Origin of the sequence: Klebsiella sp. BIGb0407, assembly GCF_024807845.1 — a bacterium.
Taxonomy (GTDB): Bacteria; Pseudomonadota; Gammaproteobacteria; order Enterobacterales; family Enterobacteriaceae; genus JGM124.
The window spans coordinates 69646-85649 of sequence record NZ_JANUEQ010000010.1 but is presented as its reverse complement, the minus strand read 5'-3'; the positions used below and the strand labels follow the sequence as shown (position 1 = coordinate 85649).

Sequence of the window (16004 nt, the reverse complement as noted above, 5' to 3'; positions counted from 1 at the left end):
GATGCACAGCGCAATTGCGATGGTAGAACTTTCCAGTATTGCCAAAGGGATGGAAGTCACAGACTTCATGTTGAAAAGTGCAGAAGTGACCCTGCTGATGGGCAAAACAGTCTGTCCGGGTAAATATGTGGTCATGGTCGGCGGTGATATCGCGGCGGCTAAACAAGCGCTGCAATGTGGTGTTGAAAAAGGGGGCTCGCAGGTTGTGGATGAGTTTTTGCTCAGCAACATCCACCCGGATGTCCTGCCAGCTATCGGCGGCGTAACAGATGTGCATTCACGAGAAGCGGTTGGCGTGGTGGAAACTTTTAGCGTGGCAACCTGCATTGAGGCGGCTGATTTTGCTGTTAAAGCCGCAGGTGTCACGTTAATCCGCCTGCATATGGCGTACGGTATTGGAGGAAAATGTTACTTTGCTATGAGCGGCGATGTTGCAGATGTAGAAACCGCCAAAAAAGCGGCATCGCAAGTTGCTTCAGATAAAGGTGCGTTGGTTTACAGTATGGTGGTACCGAACCCTCATCCTGATTTCTGGCAGCAATTGGTCGCTGGTTAAGATTATGCCCGCCGTTCATTTTTGGGACAGAATAATAATGAAAAAAATCACACCCGACTTACATCATCTTAATGATGATGTACCTTGCGACCGTGATCTTAGCCCTATCGTGTTCGAGCAGAATTATACTCAGCGTTATACCCATGATGCGTATGACCAGGCCTGCGCCATTACGGCCTGGCAGCAGCTTTATGATCAGCTGTCGCCCGGGCGATTTGAAGGGGAGCTGACAGAAACGTTGTTTGATGGGCTTCAGGTGTTCCATGAATACACAAATCTCTCCCTGCGCCAGTCCTGCATGGTCTGGCCTAATGCCTTCTGGTTCGGTATTCCTGGAGAGCAGCAGAATAGCGGTTATATTGGTAATCATATACTGGGCCAGCAGAGAATTGCCGTGCGCCCGGGCGGACAAGAGTTTGAGCTGAGTACGCCGGATGATTATCACATTCAGGGGCTGGTTATCTCTCACGATATACTGAAAAAGCATGCGGTAGTGCTGCAAAACCCGGAACGACTGATGAAAATGCTCAGTGAAAATCAGACCCTGAGTATTGATGCATATAAAAAAGAAGCCATCTGGCAGTATATCCGCCACGCGCTCTGTCATTCTCAAATTGAGCAGGAACGTCACCAAACCGTCAGCCGTGTATTGAGCCATAATCTGTTGGTTGCTTTTCTCGGAGTACTGGAAGATGCCAGCACCGTGGCTGATGAGCACTGCACTAATCGCGTGAATTACCTGAAACTGGTTTCTAAGGCACGTGACTATCTGTTTGAGAATGCCAGTGAAGCGGTAACCGTCCTGGAATTGTGCAATGAGCTGTATGTCAGCCGTCGTACATTACAGAATGCCTTCCAGCAGGTTCTCGGCATCGGCCCGAATGCTTATCTGAAAACAATCCGCCTCAATGCAGTACGCCGTGAGCTGGTGAGCCCGTATTCCAAACAAACCACGGTAAAAGATGCGGCAATGCAGTGGGGGTTCTGGCACCTGGGGCAGTTTGCCTGCGATTATCAGCGTCTGTTTAATGAAAAACCTTCGGAGACACTGAGTCGTCGCCTGATATAATTTTTATCCTGTTTGTTGCTAGTGCTCTGAAGGTGTGGCCCGTAATCGTAGCAACACCTTCAGCTAAAGTTTATCCCCCTGAAAGTATTCCCCATTTACCGGGACGATGGCGGCAGAATAAAACCGCTGTCGGCCAGTTTTCCCATATGGCAGTACATGCTACAGGCCGCATTTATCACTGACATGGCGAGTGCCGCGCCGCTGCCTTCACCGAGTCGAAGATCCAGATAGAGAAAAGGCTGGAGGTCGAGTTGTTCAAGCGCAATACCTGCGCCTTTTTCCGCTGAAAAATGCGAGGGGATCAGATAGTCCCGGACAGCGGGAGCCAGACGGCAGGCGGCGATGGCGCAGGCATAAGACAGGAAACCGTCCAGTACGACCGGAATACCACAGGCCGCGGCACCGAGAATAACCCCGGTCATGCCGGTCAAGTCATAGCCGCCGACTTTGGCGAGCACATCGACGGCATCGTTAGCGTCAGGCTGATTAACGGCGATAGCCTGGCGGACAATCGCCTCTTTATGAGCGAGACGATCCAGAGGCAGGTTAGCACCAATACCGACAGTATCATGGGGATCAAGTCCGCACAGTACGCTTATCATCGTCGAGGCGGGAGTGGTATTGGCGATACCCAGCTCGCCGGTGCCAATAACGCGTATTCCGGCTGCCACCCGCTGTTTGACCAGTTCAGCGCTGGCGAGCAGCAGATGCTCTGCATCAGCATAGGACATTGCCGGGCCTCTGGCGATATTGCCGCAGCCACGCGCCAGTTTCAGGGAAATCATGTTGTCGATAGGGTCGCAGTCAATGCCGATATCCACAGGTAATACGCTAGTCTGATTACTGCGGGCAATGGCGCAGACACCGCTTAGCTGCTTCTGGATATTACGCGCCTGAATAGCCGTGACTTCCTGTGGGCTGGCAGCGACACCTTCTGCAAACACACCGTGATCGGCACACATGACAATAATCTCTTTCGGCAGATTACCCAGGTCTTCAATCCCCGGCATTCCCGCCAGTTGTATGGCGAGATCTTCCAGACGTCCGAGACTGCGCAGTGGTTTAACCAGGCCGTTAATCTGCCGTTCTGCCGCCTGCATAGCCGCTCTGTCCAGCGGCGGGATTGCGCCGATCAACTCTTTTAGTGTTGTCATCGTTTTTATACTCATCAGATATTTTTAGGATCAGGAAACTGTCGTGAGGGGTGAGCGTCCGTTAAATACCGCGAGCGTCATAAACCCGTCGCGACACTCAACCACCGTGTAACTGTCTTGTTCACAGGGGAACTGCCACATCGCTTCTGCGTTGAGCCCAAACCAGCGGGTGATTATCAGTCCCAGCACCCCTTTATGGGCGACAATCAGGCGGGTTGCCGCGGTTTCTGTCGCTTGCCTGCGCAGTTCATCCGCTACCGCCTGTACCCTGTCTCTGAACTGCACAAAGGACTCGCCGTCGGTGGGGGCGGAATGCTGCCAGTCACTCATCCAGGTTTCCCAGTCCGCCGGGAAACGGGCGGCAATTTCACTGTAGCTCTGCATTTCCCAGGCACCGAAGTGCATCTCATTGAGGCGAGGATCGCAGTGATAGTGGTGATTTCCTGAGGGGCGAATATATTCTGCGGTCTCTTTTGTCCGCTTTAACGCACTGATAAATATGTGGTCTATTCGAATATCACCCAGATAAGAGGCGACGGTTGCTGCCTGCTGGCGTCCGGTCCCGGTCAGAGGTAAATCGGTGCTGCCGTAGAACAGGCGTGCTTTGTTACCGGCTGTTTCTCCGTGGCGGACCAGAATAAAACGACTCAGGTTCATCGGTTTTACATCCAGAGTAGCGCGAGCAGGAAAACGATCTCCCCGCATTCTTCAGCGGCACCCAGCGTGTCTCCGGTCTGGCCGCCGAGGTGATGGTGAAAATAGCGTCCCAGTCCGTAAATAAGAAAGGCCGTGATAATCAGCGCGCCGAGCGCTTTCATGCCGCCCAGCATTGTCACGATAATGGCGCCGATGACCAGGGTGGTAATAAACTGACGCAGCGTAATCTGGCCGATATAGATATTGCCCAAACCTTCCCCTTCACGGGCGTAGCGCTGCTTATAGATAATCATCAGCATGCAGGTACGTCCGGCTATCGGGGCACAAATCAGCAGCCCGGCGGTCGCCGCGAGTGAAAGATGAGGGGTGGCGAGCAGTTCATAGCCTGCGGCGGTTTTCGCCATCAGGCCAAAAATCAGCGCCAGAGCGCCATGGGTGCCAATGCGGCTGTCACGCATGATCTCCAGCATTCGCTCGCGTTTACGCGCGGAAAAAATACCGTCGCAGGTATCAGCCAGCCCGTCGAGATGGAACCCCCCGGTAATAAGCATCAGCGCAAGGACATAGCCGAGGGCCGCGACGGGCAGGCTGTTGGTCGTTAAGGATATTAACAGGGCGGGCAGGGCAGCAATGATCCCGACAATCAGCCCGACCACCGGGAAAAAGACGATACCGCGGCTATAGTTCTGAAATTCAGCGCCTTCACTCCAGCGCTGCGGCACCGGAACACGGGTAAGAAACTGAAGCGTGGCCCACAGATATTTAGGATTCATTTGATCTGAACTCCGATACCGGAGACCACCAGCCAGACTTGCTCCGCCTGGCGAGCCAGTTTTTGATTAATACGCCCGGCAATATCGACAAAATGGCGTGCCAGCTTATTTTCCGGAGTGATGCTCATTCCCAGCTCGTTGGTGACGATATAAATAGGGCTTTCGCACGCTTTGCAGGCGGCAATAATCTGATCTATTTCGTGGTTGATGCCTTTTTCCAGTAGCGCATAATCCAGCGTCTCTGGATCCGCGCCCCCTGAGGCATCATAGAGCAGGCTGGCGATCAGCGTGGTGATGCACTCCAGCATCACACCTTCACCCTCTTTGCGTTCAGAGCGGATAGCGTCGGCGAGATTTTTAAAACCTTCCCAGGTACGCCAGTGCTGCGGTCGGTCTGCTTTATGACGTGCGACCCGAGCCGCCATCTCGTCGTCACTCACCACTGAGGTGGCGATATAGAGCACGTTGTCACAGCAATTATCCAGCTGATTTTCGGCAAAACTGCTCTTGCCGCTGCGCGCGCCACCGGTCACTAAAATCATGCGGTTTTCTCCCCGTATGTACGCATCAGACGGTAGATTTCATCCATATTGAGATGTTCCCGCATCTGTTGTGCCAGCTGATTAAACTGCTGCTCTTTGTGCAGCGCATAATCAAAGGTACTCTCGGCTAACGGCTCCAGATCTCTCTTTTTCCGTAACTGATTAAGCAGTGGGCGGGTGAAGTTATTGCCGTCAAAAATACCGTGTAAATAGGTCCCCATAACGCTGCCATCCGGGCTCACCGCGCCGTCGGTATGGTTGCAGGGTTCCCGGTTTTTCTCATGCATTCTGGCAAAGGGGATCGCATTTTCACCCGCACTGGAAACGCCCATATGAATCTCATAACCACAGACAGGTTCACTCTGACAGGCAGACCAGATCCCGGGCAGGCTGTCGGACAGGGTACCGGCAGTTTGTGTGGTATTTTTTTCTGAGGAGAAGCGGGTAGTGATATCGAGTAGCCCCAGTCCGGGTAAATCGGATAGCCCGGATTCCACATCGTCATAAATATGCTGGCCGAGGATCTGATACCCACCGCAGATGCCAACTATCGGTATTCCCTGTGCATGGTAGCCGAGTATTGCTTTATCGATCTTTTTCTGGCGCAACCATTGCAGATCGCCAAGAGTATTTTTGCTGCCAGGAATAATCAGCAGATCCGGATTTCCTATCTGCATAGGATCTGACTCATAACGCAGCCGGACATCGGGCTGGGCAGCAAGGGGATTGAAATCGGTGAAGTTAGCGATATGCGGCAGCTGAACGACCACAATATCCAGCACCTTTTCGGACTGGTCATCGTACTTGCCGACCTGTAATGCCACGCCATCTTCATCTTCCAGGCTGAGATCCAGCCATGGCATAACGCCAAGTACCGGGACATTTGTCAGCTCTTCAATCTGTTTGACACCCGGCATTAGCAGGGCAACGTCACCGCGAAATTTATTGATAATAACGCCGATAACCCGGTCTCGTTCCTGTTCTGCCAGCAGGGCAAGCGTGCCGTAAATTGAGGCGAAGACCCCGCCACGATCGATATCCGCCACCAGAATAACCGGGGCGTCAATCATCTCCGCCATACCCATATTGACGATATCCCCGTCACGCAGATTGATCTCTGCCGGGCTTCCCGCGCCCTCCAGCACAACAATGTCATGCTCTGCCGCCAGGCTATTGTATATCTCGTGGATCATCGCTTTCAGCTGGGGTTTATAGCGGTGATATTCCGCCGCATCCATACTGTTTGTCACTTTTCCCATCAGAATCACCTGGGAGCGACGGTCAGAGGTTGGCTTAAGCAAAATCGGATTCATGCGTACATCGGGTTCGATACCGGCTGCTTGGGCCTGAAATATCTGCGCGCGGCCCATCTCTTTACCGTCGCGGGTTATCCCTGAATTAAGTGCCATATTTTGTGATTTGAACGGCGCGCAGTGGTAGCCGTCCTGAGAGAAAATCCGACAGAATCCGGCGGCTAATACACTTTTTCCAACGTCGGAAGCCGTACCCTGAATCATCAGTGAAAATGCCATACCTTTACCTTGTGTTATCTGGCTGAAACAGACTTTGCTGTTGCAGTTGTGCAAACAGTGCCTGCTCTGTTTTACAGAGCGGGAGCCCGGTTTCACAGTGGAGTTTGACCAGCCATGGCTGTTCCAGCCCGGCCGCAATAATCATCTCTTTTTGCAGAAAAACGGACTCTGAGGTACCGTGGCCACGCACTTCTCCGTGTGACATCACGTAAATACCATCACAGACCTGGTAAATCAGATCGATATCATGACTGGAAATGACAATATGTGTCCCGGCTGCGGCAATGCGCGCCAGCAACTCAATCATCTGCTGACGCCCGGCGGGATCTAACCCTGCGGTGGGTTCATCAAGCAGCAGATAATCTGACTGCATCACCAGCGCCCCGGCAATCGCCACGCGTTTTTTCTGCCCGAAGCTCAGGTGTTGTATCGGTTTGTCGCGAAACGCCAGAGCGTCTACCAGATGCAAGGCATCATCGGTCCGGCGTTTGATCTCCTCTTCATCGATTCCGAGATTACGCAGAGCGAAGGCGATATCACTGTCCACATCGGTATAAAAAATCTGCATATCGGGATCCTGGAATACCGTGACCACATGCTGACGTAGTTCCAGAAGCGATTTCTTATCGTATTTTAGCGGCTTACCCTGCCACTGTACCTGTCCTTGCTGGGGCTTCAGAATACCGGACAAATTCATAAACAGCGTTGATTTTCCGCAGCCGTTGGCTCCGATAATCCCGGTTATCTGGTGTTCGCTAAAATCCATGGTCAGGCTTTTCAGAATATTTTCATCCTGATAGCGAAAAGTAAGGTCAGTAACGGCGAGCCCAGGAGTGTGAGTCACAGATGGAAATCTCCCTGGTAGAGCTTCACATTCAGCGCAACCGACATTTGCTGATAGCGCATCATAACGCGGGAAAATAGCATCGTGACCAGCATCGCCAGAGAGCGGTATCCGGTATGGAGGTTACGGTAGCCAAAACGCAGGGATTGGGCGTGGTAAATGGCCGCGGCCTCTTCCAGAAAAATAAAAATAAAGCGCCAGGTCAGCAGGATCTGCTCGATCAGCACCACAGGCAGATGGGCGCGTTTCATCAGTTTGATCAGCTGTTCAAACGGCATATTGAGTACAAACCAGAAGGTGGCGGCGAGAGAGGCCATACTGCGCCAGAAGGTCTGGTTCGCCGTGGCCAGGCCAATCGGGTCGAGGCCAATCCAGTAGTGGCCTACCTGAATACTCCACAGCAGAGAGTCCGGTGTACGGGCAAAGGAAATAATTATCGCCACCAGGCCTACAGAAAGAAAACTGAACGGGATCAGCAGCCATTTCAGGTAGCGGAACGGCGATATCCGTAGCAACCAGCAGGTAAACCCGGAAATAAACAGCAGTAAAGCGACCTGGCCCGCGGGTGGCAGGCCCATCGCCAGAACGATCATCACCACCCAGAAAGCAAACTTCATCCCCGGGGAGCGCTGGCGCCAGCGGCTCTGATAACTCAGTGCATCAAGATTCTGCATTTTTCCGGCCAATGCGGTAGTAACCCAGCACGTAGAAAATCACCGCTGTGCCCAGACAGCCTTGCAAGGTAAACAGCAGGCTTTCAATTTCGCCGCTGGCGGGCTCATACAGAGACTCAAACCAGGGTTGATAATCTGGCGCGATAGCAAGGATCTGCTGCTCTGCCTGATTATCGGAACCACCATATTCCCCACCGTGATTGATAAAGAACGGGAGGATAAAAATTACGGCAGTCAGAAACAGTAAAATCAGCGTCTTTTTCATGCCCGTACCTCATCATGTATCAAATCACGTTTAACCAGCTGATCGTAGACCAGCACGGTCAGCAGACCTTCTGCAATGGCAATCGGTAGCTGTGTCACGCAGAAAATACCCATAAATTTCAGAATGGCTGCGCCCATTCCCATCTGGGGATCCGGGAAGGCAACGCCAAGCTGTACCGAGGTGACAAAGTAGGTCGTTAAGTCCGCGACCACTGCCACAAGGAAGACACAGATATCTTTACGCCACCCCAGTCTGGTGGTGAAACGCCAGACCAGATAACCGACGATAGGCCCGATAACGGCCATCGACATTCCGTTAGCGCCAAGGGTAGTCAGGCCGCCGTGCGCCAGCAGTAACGCCTGGAATAGCAGTACAATGGAGCCGAGCACGGCGACCACCGATGGCCCGAATAAGATAACGGCCAGCGCCACCCCGGTGGGATGAGAGCAACTGCCGGTGACTGAAGGGATTTTCAGGGCCGAAAGCACAAAGATAAAGGCCCCGCAGAGTGCCAGCAGTACTTTTTGGTTGGCATCTTCCTGAACAATGGCTTTCAGACGGACAATCCCTGCGGCAAGAAACGGCAGGAAAATCAGCCACCAGGCGAGCGCCCACATCGGGGGTAAAAAGCCTTCCATAATATGCATGGCAAAAGCTTCCTGAGGGGCAATCGTCAGTAGAATGGCGACACCGGCACCGGTTAGCGAAAACCGTGAGAGTTTCTGTTGCATGATGACCTCACCGAATCATTTACGGGTTTTATTAATTAATATCGTTGAGAAATAGGGCAGTGTCTGTTCGTCGTCTATCTCATCCAGACGTCTCCAGCACTGTTCATTTTCCAGTGTGGCATCGGACATCAGGATGGCATGTTCAAAGAGAGAGTGGCGGCGGAGCAGATCGCGTACCTGTTGTAAACGACCATAGACTTTCATTAATACGATACATTCATGATTTATAATTGCCTGCTCCAGGGCTTCTGGTGATGCGGTACACGGCATCACAACAAGGCTCTGGTTTTCCATTGCCAGCGGTAAAGACGCCCGGGATGCGATAGCCGCAAACGAGGTCACGCCCGGAATGATTTCCAGCCATGGCTGGTTACCGATACGCTCCAGCAAGGAGACCCAGGTGCTGAACAGCATGGTGTCGCCAAGGGTGATAAAACCGACTTTTTTACCCTCAGCCACATCTTCCTGAATCCGTTTCGCCACATCATCCCAGACGGCTTCTTTCGCTTCCCGCGGGGCTTTCATCAGAAAGTGATAGGTTTTTACCGCAGTTTTAGCGGTGAGGTATGGCTCGACAATGGTATGTGCCAGGCTCGGGGCATCTTTTTTACCCGCGGGTGCATACAGAATATCCAGTTCACCGAGAACTCTGGCGCCACGTACGGTGATAAGGTCACTGGCACCAGGCCCGGTGCCAATGGCATAGAGTTTGCCTTGCGGGTTTTTTGTTTGCTGGTTCATCGGTAGAAATTACTCCCTGCTGTCCATTACCTGTGTCAGATGCTCGACAAACATCTGGCGGATCATATTGTTCTCACCTAACCCTTGTAACCACGGCGTTGCCGCAATTCCGGCTTGCTCCAGCTGCGTTTTCCAGGATTCTTCTTCATCGGAGGCCATATCATTAATCGCGTGGTCACCGGCAACCAGCATCAGCGGCATCAGGTGTACTTTACGGATGTTCTCTTCTTTCAGGCCCTTAATCACCAGGCTGATTTCCGGATAGCTTTCCACTGCGCCAACGCGTCCGGGAAAACCGATATGAATCATCATATGATCGAGGCAGGCGTAAGCGGAGAAAGCGTGATGCGTCGCACCGTGCCCCATAAAGACCACGCGCTCATCCTCTTCGAGTGAGGGTAACTGTAAGTGCAGGGCATCAATCAGCTGGGCGTAATCTTCAAAACTGCTCAGGAGTGGTTTACCCACGCGCAGAGAGCGGAAGAGTGGGCGGTATTTTTCGACCTGGCTAATAATTTTTTCATATTCGTCCCCATTAATCACATGCAGGGACTGAATCGCCACATCCTCATAACCCTGTTCATGCAGATGGCGTAGTATCTCTTCAGGATTATGAATATGTAGATTATCGCGCTGCTTTAGCTTTCGGATAATCATGCTTGAGGTGAAGGCGCGGAAAAAATCACGATCGGGGAACGCGGCGGCGAGCTGTTTTTCACAGCTTTCGATATTTTTTTCACGGGTTCCCGGATAACTGGTGCCGAAACTAATCACTAATAACGCTTTTTTCATTTCATCATCTCAGTCAATCAACAGTCAGAAAAACGGGATGCCAGATACTGCTCGACCCCGCAAAGATCCTGCAATTCTGTTACCTCACCCGATACCCGGATCTGCGGGCGTACCAGGACAATGCAGGGGATACCCAGCGCCAGGCAGGGCTGCACTTTCTCACTGAACCCTCCCTGAGTGCCGGACTCTTTAGTGATAACCACATCAGCGCCGCAGTAGCGGTAAAAGGCCTGGTTAAATTCAGCCGAAAATGGCCCTTTGAGAGCAAAGATCTGATCAACCGTCATCCCATAGGATTCACATTGTTCCAGCACTTCCCGGGTTGGCAGAACGCGTGCCAGTACCGTCTTCCCTGGCAGACGAGCAAGATAGTCTGCCAGCTGTTTGCTGCCGGTGGTCAGCAGGACTCGTTGCCCCAGACGCATCGCCAGTTCACAGGCGCTATCGATAGAATCCATTTTGTAAATCAGCGGGTTATCAACCGTATCAATGTCACTTGGACGGTTATAACGCATCAAAGGGATACCCAGCTTGTGCTGCACTTGCAGAATATTGTCGCTGAGTAGCGCCGCGTAAGGATGTGAAAGATCGACCAACTGGCGGATCCCGCGGCGGCGGCAGAAATCAGCCATCGCCTCTGCATCCATCCTGCCTTCAAGGATCTCTCCTTTTAATCCTGCGGCCTGCTGCACCCCGGCTGAGGTTGCGACCGAGAGCAGATAGCCTATTCCCCGGGTATCCAGTCGCTCACAGAGCTGGCGGGCATCACTGGTCCCACCGAAAATAAGCAGTCCGCAGTCACTCACAGTTTGTATCCTCGTGGCGTTATCATCAGGCCATCACTGATATAGGTAGACTGGTTACCGACGATGACCAGGCTTGTCATATCCACGCGATCGAAAGCCATTTCAGAGAAGGTCGTTATCCATTTTTCCTCTTTCTTACGGGCTGCGGCTTTGACGACGCCGACGGGCGTTGTGGCGGCTTTATAGGGAGCCATTAACTCAAATGCGCGGGCAAGATGGCCTTCACGGCCACGACTGCGTGGGTTATAAAAACAGATAACAAAGTCAGCGTCCGCCGCCGCTTTGATGCGTTTTTCGATAACATCCCAGGGGGTGAGCAGGTCACTGAGGCTGATATGGCAGAAATCGTGCATCAGCGGTGCGCCCAGCAGCGAGGCGGCGGCAATACTCGCCGTTATGCCCGGAACCACGCGTACCTGAATATCACGTTTTTCTTTGGTGACTATCTCAAGAATAAGCCCGGCCATACCGTAGATACCGGCATCGCCGCTACACACCATGGCGACATTTTTTCCTTGCTGCGCCAGATCGATAGCCAGATTACAGCGCTCAATCTCTTTGCACATGCCGGTTTTAATCACCTCTTTATCACCTACCAGCGGCTTCACCAGGTGGGTATAGGTTTTATATCCCACAACGATATCCGCCTCTTTCAGAGCGGTGATGGCTTCTTCGGTCATCATGGCTTCACTGCCAGGGCCAATACCTATAACGGTCAACATACTCTTTTTGCTCCTAACGTAATGGTGATCCCCTGGGTTTTACAGGTTTGTCCTATCAGACAGCCCTTGCTCATCAGCCAGGCGACGGGTCGGGATACACTCCCGATACCGATGGTTTTTTTGACAAATTCGGAGGCAGGGAACTGTACCGCTATCGGCGCAAGTTCCTCGGTGCTAAACAGGGTAAACGGCACCTGATAGTGAGCAGCAACTGCCAGCAGCGCAGGTTCCTGTGCTTTCAGGGTAATACTGCCGATAGCACAGACGGCTTGTGGTAGCAGATTGTTTTCTGTCAACTGCTCAGCGAATAACCGCAGAGCGGTATCGGCGTCTGCGTCTTTGCGACACCCCATACCGGCAACTATCCTGCGCGGGATCAGTTTGTACACTGGCACCGGGAGCAGCACTTCTTCACAGTGGTAACTGACGCAAACCAGAGCATCGAGAGCGGGAAGAGACTGCAGATCCGTAACCGGGATAAGCCCGGACAAAGCATAGTTATCTTGCTCTGCCGCCATATCCGGATGCCACCAGATACCGATACGTTCTCCGCTAACCAGCATCTGGTTCAGGGTTTTAACCGTGGAGCGGAAATTATTGAAAGTGGCATCCATATCCCGGGCAAGCAGGTCAAAACTGGTGAGTTGGTTAACATCCGTTGCGGTGGTTATCACCGCCTGACCGCCCATTCTGTCCGCCAGCCAGACCGCCAGTTCATTGGCGCCGCCAAGATGGCCGGAAAGCAGGCTGATGACAAATTCCCCTTTCTCATCCAGTACAATGACGGCCGGGTCACTCATTTTGTCTTGAATCACCGGGGCGAGCACACGCACGGTTATCCCGGTTGCGCCAATCACAATCAGGGCATCATGACTGGCAAATGCTTGCTGTAATGTGGCGGCAAAACCGTTATGAAACGGCTCAAAACCCTCTGATACGAGTTTTGAGCTGGTGTAGCAATGCACCTGAAGAAGCGGGCGGATCTTCTCCGCCAGCGCTTTGCCGCCGGGCGTTAAGCAAAAGAGCGCAATGCGCTTAGCGGGAAGCTTTGCGATACTCATGGCTGAAGCCTGCATCATAGAGTTTTGAATAGTGATATTCGTCGCCGAGAAACGGCCCTACCAGAATCAGGGCGGTTTTACGGATTTTTGCTTCGCGCACGGCTTGGGCTATTTCTGCCAGAGTGCTACGCAGCACCTGACAATCCGGCCAGGTGGCCTTGTACACCACGGCAACCGGGGTTGTTTCCGGGTAACCACCTTCAGTCAGCTGTTCCACCACCCCTTTGATATCCTGAACCGAGAGGAATATCGCCATCGAGGTCTGGTGGGCGGCAAAGCTACGCAGGCTCTCTTTTGGCGGCATCGGCGTGCGGCCTTCGATGCGGGTGATAATCAGACTCTGGGAGACTTCCGGTACCGTGTACTCCACGCCCAGTTCGGCTGCTGCTCCAAGGAATGAGCTAACGCCAGGGATAGCGCTAAAACCGATATTGTGTTCCGCCAGCACTTCACCCTGTTCACGGATAGAGCCGTAAAGTGAGAGGTCACCGGTTTGCAGACGCACCACCAGTTTGTGACTTTTCACACCCTCGACCATTACGGTAATGATGTCCTCAAGCGTCATCGAGGCGCTGTCGTAGCAGGTGACGCCTGCTTTGCAGTAGTCCAGCAGGTCCGTATTGATAAGAGAACCGGCATAAATGACGATGTCAGCCTGCTGTAAAATACGATAGCCTTTCAGGGTGATAAGAGAGATATCCCCGGGCCCGGCTCCGACAAACCATACTTTCTGAGGGTCAAATTGTTCAGCCACAGCAGGCCTCCTTACGGCACGAAATAAGATAGGTAGGGTTATTGGGTTTAAAGTAGTAACTGTGCCCGAGTGCGGTCATATTTCCGGCCTGGAGTTCACAGCAGTCCAGTTCGGATACCGCGCACTGTTTCAGGTGAGCAATGGCTTGTGTCAGGTTATCTTGCAAGATAAAGGTCATCACCAGGCTGCCGTCACCGCGCAGATGGTCGAGGGCCCAGTCGATAATGTCCGTAAGGTTTCCGCCCGTGCCGCCGACAAAGATGGCGTCGGCTTTTTCTGTCAGTTCCACCGGCGCATAGGCGTCAATTACCCGGATCTGCGGGCAATTGAAATGGCGACAGTTCTCTTTAATCAGCGCCAGCGCTTCCGGTTTTTTCTCGATAGCAATAATTTCAAGTTCCGGATGATTGAGGGCGGCCTCAATCGCGATACTGCCGGTACCCGCACCCACATCAATCAGAAGCCGCGCCTTGGATAAGTCGAGCCGTGACAGGGCGAGTGCTCGTACCGGTTCTTTGGTCATCGGGATCTTTTGTCCACGCAGAAAAAGGTCGTCTTTCATCAGGAAATCACACTGTTTTGTTTATCAATTAACACCACATTCATGTCGTAATCTCCGCTGACTTCTTCGGCATTGAGGAGGGTTATGCGCTCATTACGACCGGAGAGATTTTCGCCGATGACCATCATGCGGTTCTGACCGCGCTGGCAGATTTCGGCCGCTATCTCTTTCGGGCCGATTTTGCTGTCTGTCACCATGGCGATACGCTCATGAGCGAGAAGCCAGTCGAAATCAGGTTTGCGGTTATGGCTGCTGGTGAGATAAATATCATTCATATCTATCCCTATCTGGGCACAGAGATACTGTACGGAGCTGATACCCGGCACGATTTGCACTTGTTCAGGCGCGAAGGTTTCGCAGATACGTTTGCCGATGCCAAAAAACATCGGGTCACCGGACGCCAGAACGACAATATGACTTTCAAGGTGTTCTGCTATCCAGCTCATCAACCCGTCGATATCGGCATCAATAATTCGGGTTTTTGTTGTTGGCCCGGCAAATTCATCCAGGTGACGCTTAGCGCCGATTACTATCTCTGCGCCGGAGATAACATCGACTGCCCGCTGGGTCAGGTATGCTTCTGAACCCGGTCCTACACCTGCGACATAAATCATCGGAATCCCTCCGTGATGGCACTGACCGGGCGGTTGCTCCCCAGTACCTGATTATCAAACGAGAATAAAATGGCGTCACAGTGCGGTGGCGTATCAGAGAAACGCAGCATCTGATTAACCCGGTCACAGATTTTTTCTGCAATCCGGGGGTAGACCGCCTGCCAGCCCTGGGCATTGATAAGTTCGATAGCGGCTTCGGTCGTCGTGCAGTTATCGACTTCCTGTAGCAGAGAAAGGGGAGCACCAATCAGAGCGAGATTGGAGATCAGGGTTTCCATTCGCGCATCGGCGATATGGCTGTGGGTATGGAAAACACCCGCGGCAATTTTTACCAGCTTGCCGAAATGTCCGAGGATCACGACCTGCTCAAATTTCAGTCGCGTCGCTTCCTGCAACATATAGCCGACAAAATTACTCATGGTGACCACACAGGCGCCGTCCAGCCCGAGCTGTTCGCTGGCGAAACGTTCCCCGTGGTTACCCGGCACCAGGAAGATGCGAGTCATTCCCTGGGCGCGTTTCATTTCCAGCTCGATAGAGAGGGAGCGTTTCCAGCTTTCCTCCGACATGGGCGTGACAATGCCGCTGGTGCCGATAATAGAAATACCGCCGAGGATGCCGAGGCGGCCGTTGTAGGTTTTTTTTGCTCGCTCTTCCCCTTCCGGGGCAAAAATAGTGATATCCGCGCCCCGGTTCGGGCCTATCGCTTCCCGGACCGCCGCTTCGATGGTTTGCAGCGGCGTTTTGTTGATGGCAGCATGGCCAATCGGCAGACCGACGCCGACCTTGGTTACCCGGCCAACGCCTTCCCCACCATCAATATTGATGATTCCGCTGTTGTTTACGCTAATACGGGCGAAAATGAGCATGCCATGGGTGGCGTCAATATCATCCCCGCCATCTTTGCGAATGGCGGCGGTGGCTGATTGCCCGTAAATTAGCGGCTCTTCTACGTTCAGATTCAGCGTCACACCCGATGGCGTGACAATCGAAACCTGCTGGATAACCTCCTGGCGTAACACCATCAAAGCCGCAACTTTGGCCGCCGCGGTGGCGCAGGATCCGGTGGTATATCCTTTACGCAGCGCCTTGCCTTTGTGCCAGACGACATCGCTACCGTTATCGTTCGGGCTTAGGGTGTTTTCCTGTGCCATG

At 52.9% G+C, this 16004-nt stretch carries 20 protein-coding genes; 2 read left to right on the top strand and 18 right to left on the bottom strand.

All coding sequences use genetic code 11. The annotated features are described in order from the left end of the window. The first annotated feature begins 1 nt into the window (after nucleotide 1). Nucleotides 2-556, top strand: coding sequence for a BMC domain-containing protein (locus M2387_RS22775; protein WP_259052849.1), 555 nt, complete (start codon nucleotides 2-4; stop codon nucleotides 554-556). Between the two features lie 37 nt (nucleotides 557-593). After that, on the top strand, nucleotides 594-1625 hold the full coding sequence (gene eutR / locus M2387_RS22770) for an HTH-type transcriptional regulator EutR (protein WP_259052848.1): 1032 nt from the start codon (nucleotides 594-596) through the stop codon (nucleotides 1623-1625). A 95-nt stretch (nucleotides 1626-1720) separates the two neighbouring features. Here eutR and cobT read toward each other — a convergent pair whose 3' ends face one another. The 18 genes from cobT to cbiD are packed head-to-tail and all read right to left on the bottom strand — an operon-like array spanning nucleotide 1721 to nucleotide 16003. Beyond that, nucleotides 1721-2779 (bottom strand): nicotinate-nucleotide--dimethylbenzimidazole phosphoribosyltransferase, encoded by a 1059-nt coding sequence (cobT, locus tag M2387_RS22765; protein ID WP_259052847.1) that lies wholly within the window; start codon nucleotides 2777-2779, stop codon nucleotides 1721-1723. Nucleotides 2780-2809: 30 nt separating this feature from the next. Beyond that, a complete protein-coding gene (cobC, locus tag M2387_RS22760) occupies nucleotides 2810-3436 on the bottom strand; it encodes an alpha-ribazole phosphatase (protein WP_259052846.1) in 627 nt (208 codons plus the stop codon). A 5-nt stretch (nucleotides 3437-3441) separates the two neighbouring features. Beyond that, nucleotides 3442-4209 carry an adenosylcobinamide-GDP ribazoletransferase gene (cobS, locus tag M2387_RS22755; RefSeq protein WP_259052845.1) on the bottom strand — a complete coding sequence of 256 codons (768 nt, stop codon included), beginning with the start codon at nucleotides 4207-4209 and terminating at the stop codon, nucleotides 3442-3444. Next, nucleotides 4206-4751 carry a bifunctional adenosylcobinamide kinase/adenosylcobinamide-phosphate guanylyltransferase gene (gene cobU / locus M2387_RS22750; protein ID WP_259052844.1) on the bottom strand — a complete coding sequence of 182 codons (546 nt, stop codon included), beginning with the start codon at nucleotides 4749-4751 and terminating at the stop codon, nucleotides 4206-4208. The genes cobS and cobU overlap by 4 nt, the downstream gene beginning before the upstream one ends. Further along, nucleotides 4748-6283, bottom strand: coding sequence for a cobyric acid synthase (locus M2387_RS22745; RefSeq protein WP_259052843.1), 1536 nt, complete (start codon nucleotides 6281-6283; stop codon nucleotides 4748-4750). Before M2387_RS22745 ends, cobU begins: the two co-directional genes overlap by 4 nt. Before the next feature lie 4 nt (nucleotides 6284-6287). Next, on the bottom strand, nucleotides 6288-7127 hold the full coding sequence (locus tag M2387_RS22740; RefSeq protein ID WP_259052842.1) for an ATP-binding cassette domain-containing protein: 840 nt from the start codon (nucleotides 7125-7127) through the stop codon (nucleotides 6288-6290). After that, complete coding sequence (locus M2387_RS22735; RefSeq protein ID WP_259052840.1) at nucleotides 7124-7801, bottom strand: energy-coupling factor ABC transporter transmembrane protein; 678 nt, start codon at nucleotides 7799-7801, stop codon at nucleotides 7124-7126. The genes M2387_RS22740 and M2387_RS22735 overlap by 4 nt, the downstream gene beginning before the upstream one ends. Beyond that, entirely contained in the window at nucleotides 7788-8066 is a 279-nt protein-coding gene (locus M2387_RS22730; protein WP_259052839.1) for an energy-coupling factor ABC transporter substrate-binding protein, read from the bottom strand. Before M2387_RS22730 ends, M2387_RS22735 begins: the two co-directional genes overlap by 14 nt. After that, nucleotides 8063-8797, bottom strand: a complete 735-nt coding sequence (locus M2387_RS22725; RefSeq protein ID WP_259052838.1) for an energy-coupling factor ABC transporter permease — start codon at nucleotides 8795-8797, stop codon at nucleotides 8063-8065. Before M2387_RS22725 ends, M2387_RS22730 begins: the two co-directional genes overlap by 4 nt. A 15-nt stretch (nucleotides 8798-8812) precedes the next feature. Next, on the bottom strand, nucleotides 8813-9538 hold the full coding sequence (locus M2387_RS22720; protein WP_259052836.1) for a cobalt-factor II C(20)-methyltransferase: 726 nt from the start codon (nucleotides 9536-9538) through the stop codon (nucleotides 8813-8815). A 9-nt stretch (nucleotides 9539-9547) separates the two neighbouring features. After that, nucleotides 9548-10330 (bottom strand): sirohydrochlorin cobaltochelatase, encoded by a 783-nt coding sequence (cbiK, locus tag M2387_RS22715; RefSeq protein ID WP_259052835.1) that lies wholly within the window; start codon nucleotides 10328-10330, stop codon nucleotides 9548-9550. Nucleotides 10331-10347: 17 nt separating this feature from the next. Then, complete coding sequence (locus tag M2387_RS22710; RefSeq protein WP_259052834.1) at nucleotides 10348-11136, bottom strand: cobalt-precorrin-6A reductase; 789 nt, start codon at nucleotides 11134-11136, stop codon at nucleotides 10348-10350. Next, on the bottom strand, nucleotides 11133-11858 hold the full coding sequence (locus M2387_RS22705) for a precorrin-3B C(17)-methyltransferase (protein ID WP_259052833.1): 726 nt from the start codon (nucleotides 11856-11858) through the stop codon (nucleotides 11133-11135). Before M2387_RS22705 ends, M2387_RS22710 begins: the two co-directional genes overlap by 4 nt. After that, complete coding sequence (locus tag M2387_RS22700; RefSeq protein WP_259052832.1) at nucleotides 11852-12919, bottom strand: cobalt-precorrin 5A hydrolase; 1068 nt, start codon at nucleotides 12917-12919, stop codon at nucleotides 11852-11854. The genes M2387_RS22705 and M2387_RS22700 overlap by 7 nt, the downstream gene beginning before the upstream one ends. After that, nucleotides 12894-13673 carry a cobalt-precorrin-4 methyltransferase gene (locus tag M2387_RS22695; RefSeq protein WP_259052831.1) on the bottom strand — a complete coding sequence of 260 codons (780 nt, stop codon included), beginning with the start codon at nucleotides 13671-13673 and terminating at the stop codon, nucleotides 12894-12896. Before M2387_RS22695 ends, M2387_RS22700 begins: the two co-directional genes overlap by 26 nt. Next, on the bottom strand, nucleotides 13666-14235 hold the full coding sequence (locus tag M2387_RS22690) for a decarboxylating cobalt-precorrin-6B (C(15))-methyltransferase (RefSeq protein WP_259052830.1): 570 nt from the start codon (nucleotides 14233-14235) through the stop codon (nucleotides 13666-13668). Before M2387_RS22690 ends, M2387_RS22695 begins: the two co-directional genes overlap by 8 nt. Further along, the gene (locus M2387_RS22685; protein WP_259052829.1) at nucleotides 14235-14849 is read right to left on the bottom strand and encodes a cobalt-precorrin-7 (C(5))-methyltransferase; all 615 of its coding nucleotides are present in this window, start codon (nucleotides 14847-14849) and stop codon (nucleotides 14235-14237) included. The genes M2387_RS22690 and M2387_RS22685 overlap by 1 nt, the downstream gene beginning before the upstream one ends. Continuing rightward, nucleotides 14846-16003 carry a cobalt-precorrin-5B (C(1))-methyltransferase CbiD gene (cbiD, locus tag M2387_RS22680; RefSeq protein ID WP_259052828.1) on the bottom strand — a complete coding sequence of 386 codons (1158 nt, stop codon included), beginning with the start codon at nucleotides 16001-16003 and terminating at the stop codon, nucleotides 14846-14848. Before cbiD ends, M2387_RS22685 begins: the two co-directional genes overlap by 4 nt. Nucleotide 16004 lies beyond the last annotated feature (1 nt).

What these genes read in the sequence shown, in the direction of transcription:
- M2387_RS22775 (WP_259052849.1), top strand. Translation starts at nt 2, where the DNA reads ATGCACAGCGCAATTGCGATGGTAGAACTTTCCAGTATTGCCAAAGGG.
- eutR (WP_259052848.1), top strand. Translation starts at nt 594, where the DNA reads ATGAAAAAAATCACACCCGACTTACATCATCTTAATGATGATGTACCT.
- cobT (WP_259052847.1), bottom strand. Translation starts at nt 2,779, where the DNA reads ATGACAACACTAAAAGAGTTGATCGGCGCAATCCCGCCGCTGGACAGA.
- cobC (WP_259052846.1), bottom strand. Translation starts at nt 3,436, where the DNA reads ATGAACCTGAGTCGTTTTATTCTGGTCCGCCACGGAGAAACAGCCGGT.
- cobS (WP_259052845.1), bottom strand. Translation starts at nt 4,209, where the DNA reads ATGAATCCTAAATATCTGTGGGCCACGCTTCAGTTTCTTACCCGTGTT.
- cobU (WP_259052844.1), bottom strand. Translation starts at nt 4,751, where the DNA reads ATGATTTTAGTGACCGGTGGCGCGCGCAGCGGCAAGAGCAGTTTTGCC.
- M2387_RS22745 (WP_259052843.1), bottom strand. Translation starts at nt 6,283, where the DNA reads ATGGCATTTTCACTGATGATTCAGGGTACGGCTTCCGACGTTGGAAAA.
- M2387_RS22735 (WP_259052840.1), bottom strand. Translation starts at nt 7,801, where the DNA reads ATGCAGAATCTTGATGCACTGAGTTATCAGAGCCGCTGGCGCCAGCGC.
- M2387_RS22730 (WP_259052839.1), bottom strand. Translation starts at nt 8,066, where the DNA reads ATGAAAAAGACGCTGATTTTACTGTTTCTGACTGCCGTAATTTTTATC.
- M2387_RS22725 (WP_259052838.1), bottom strand. Translation starts at nt 8,797, where the DNA reads ATGCAACAGAAACTCTCACGGTTTTCGCTAACCGGTGCCGGTGTCGCC.
- M2387_RS22720 (WP_259052836.1), bottom strand. Translation starts at nt 9,538, where the DNA reads ATGAACCAGCAAACAAAAAACCCGCAAGGCAAACTCTATGCCATTGGC.
- cbiK (WP_259052835.1), bottom strand. Translation starts at nt 10,330, where the DNA reads ATGAAAAAAGCGTTATTAGTGATTAGTTTCGGCACCAGTTATCCGGGA.
- M2387_RS22705 (WP_259052833.1), bottom strand. Translation starts at nt 11,858, where the DNA reads ATGTTGACCGTTATAGGTATTGGCCCTGGCAGTGAAGCCATGATGACC.
- M2387_RS22700 (WP_259052832.1), bottom strand. Translation starts at nt 12,919, where the DNA reads ATGAGTATCGCAAAGCTTCCCGCTAAGCGCATTGCGCTCTTTTGCTTA.
- M2387_RS22690 (WP_259052830.1), bottom strand. Translation starts at nt 14,235, where the DNA reads ATGAAAGACGACCTTTTTCTGCGTGGACAAAAGATCCCGATGACCAAA.
- M2387_RS22685 (WP_259052829.1), bottom strand. Translation starts at nt 14,849, where the DNA reads ATGATTTATGTCGCAGGTGTAGGACCGGGTTCAGAAGCATACCTGACC.
- cbiD (WP_259052828.1), bottom strand. Translation starts at nt 16,003, where the DNA reads ATGGCACAGGAAAACACCCTAAGCCCGAACGATAACGGTAGCGATGTC.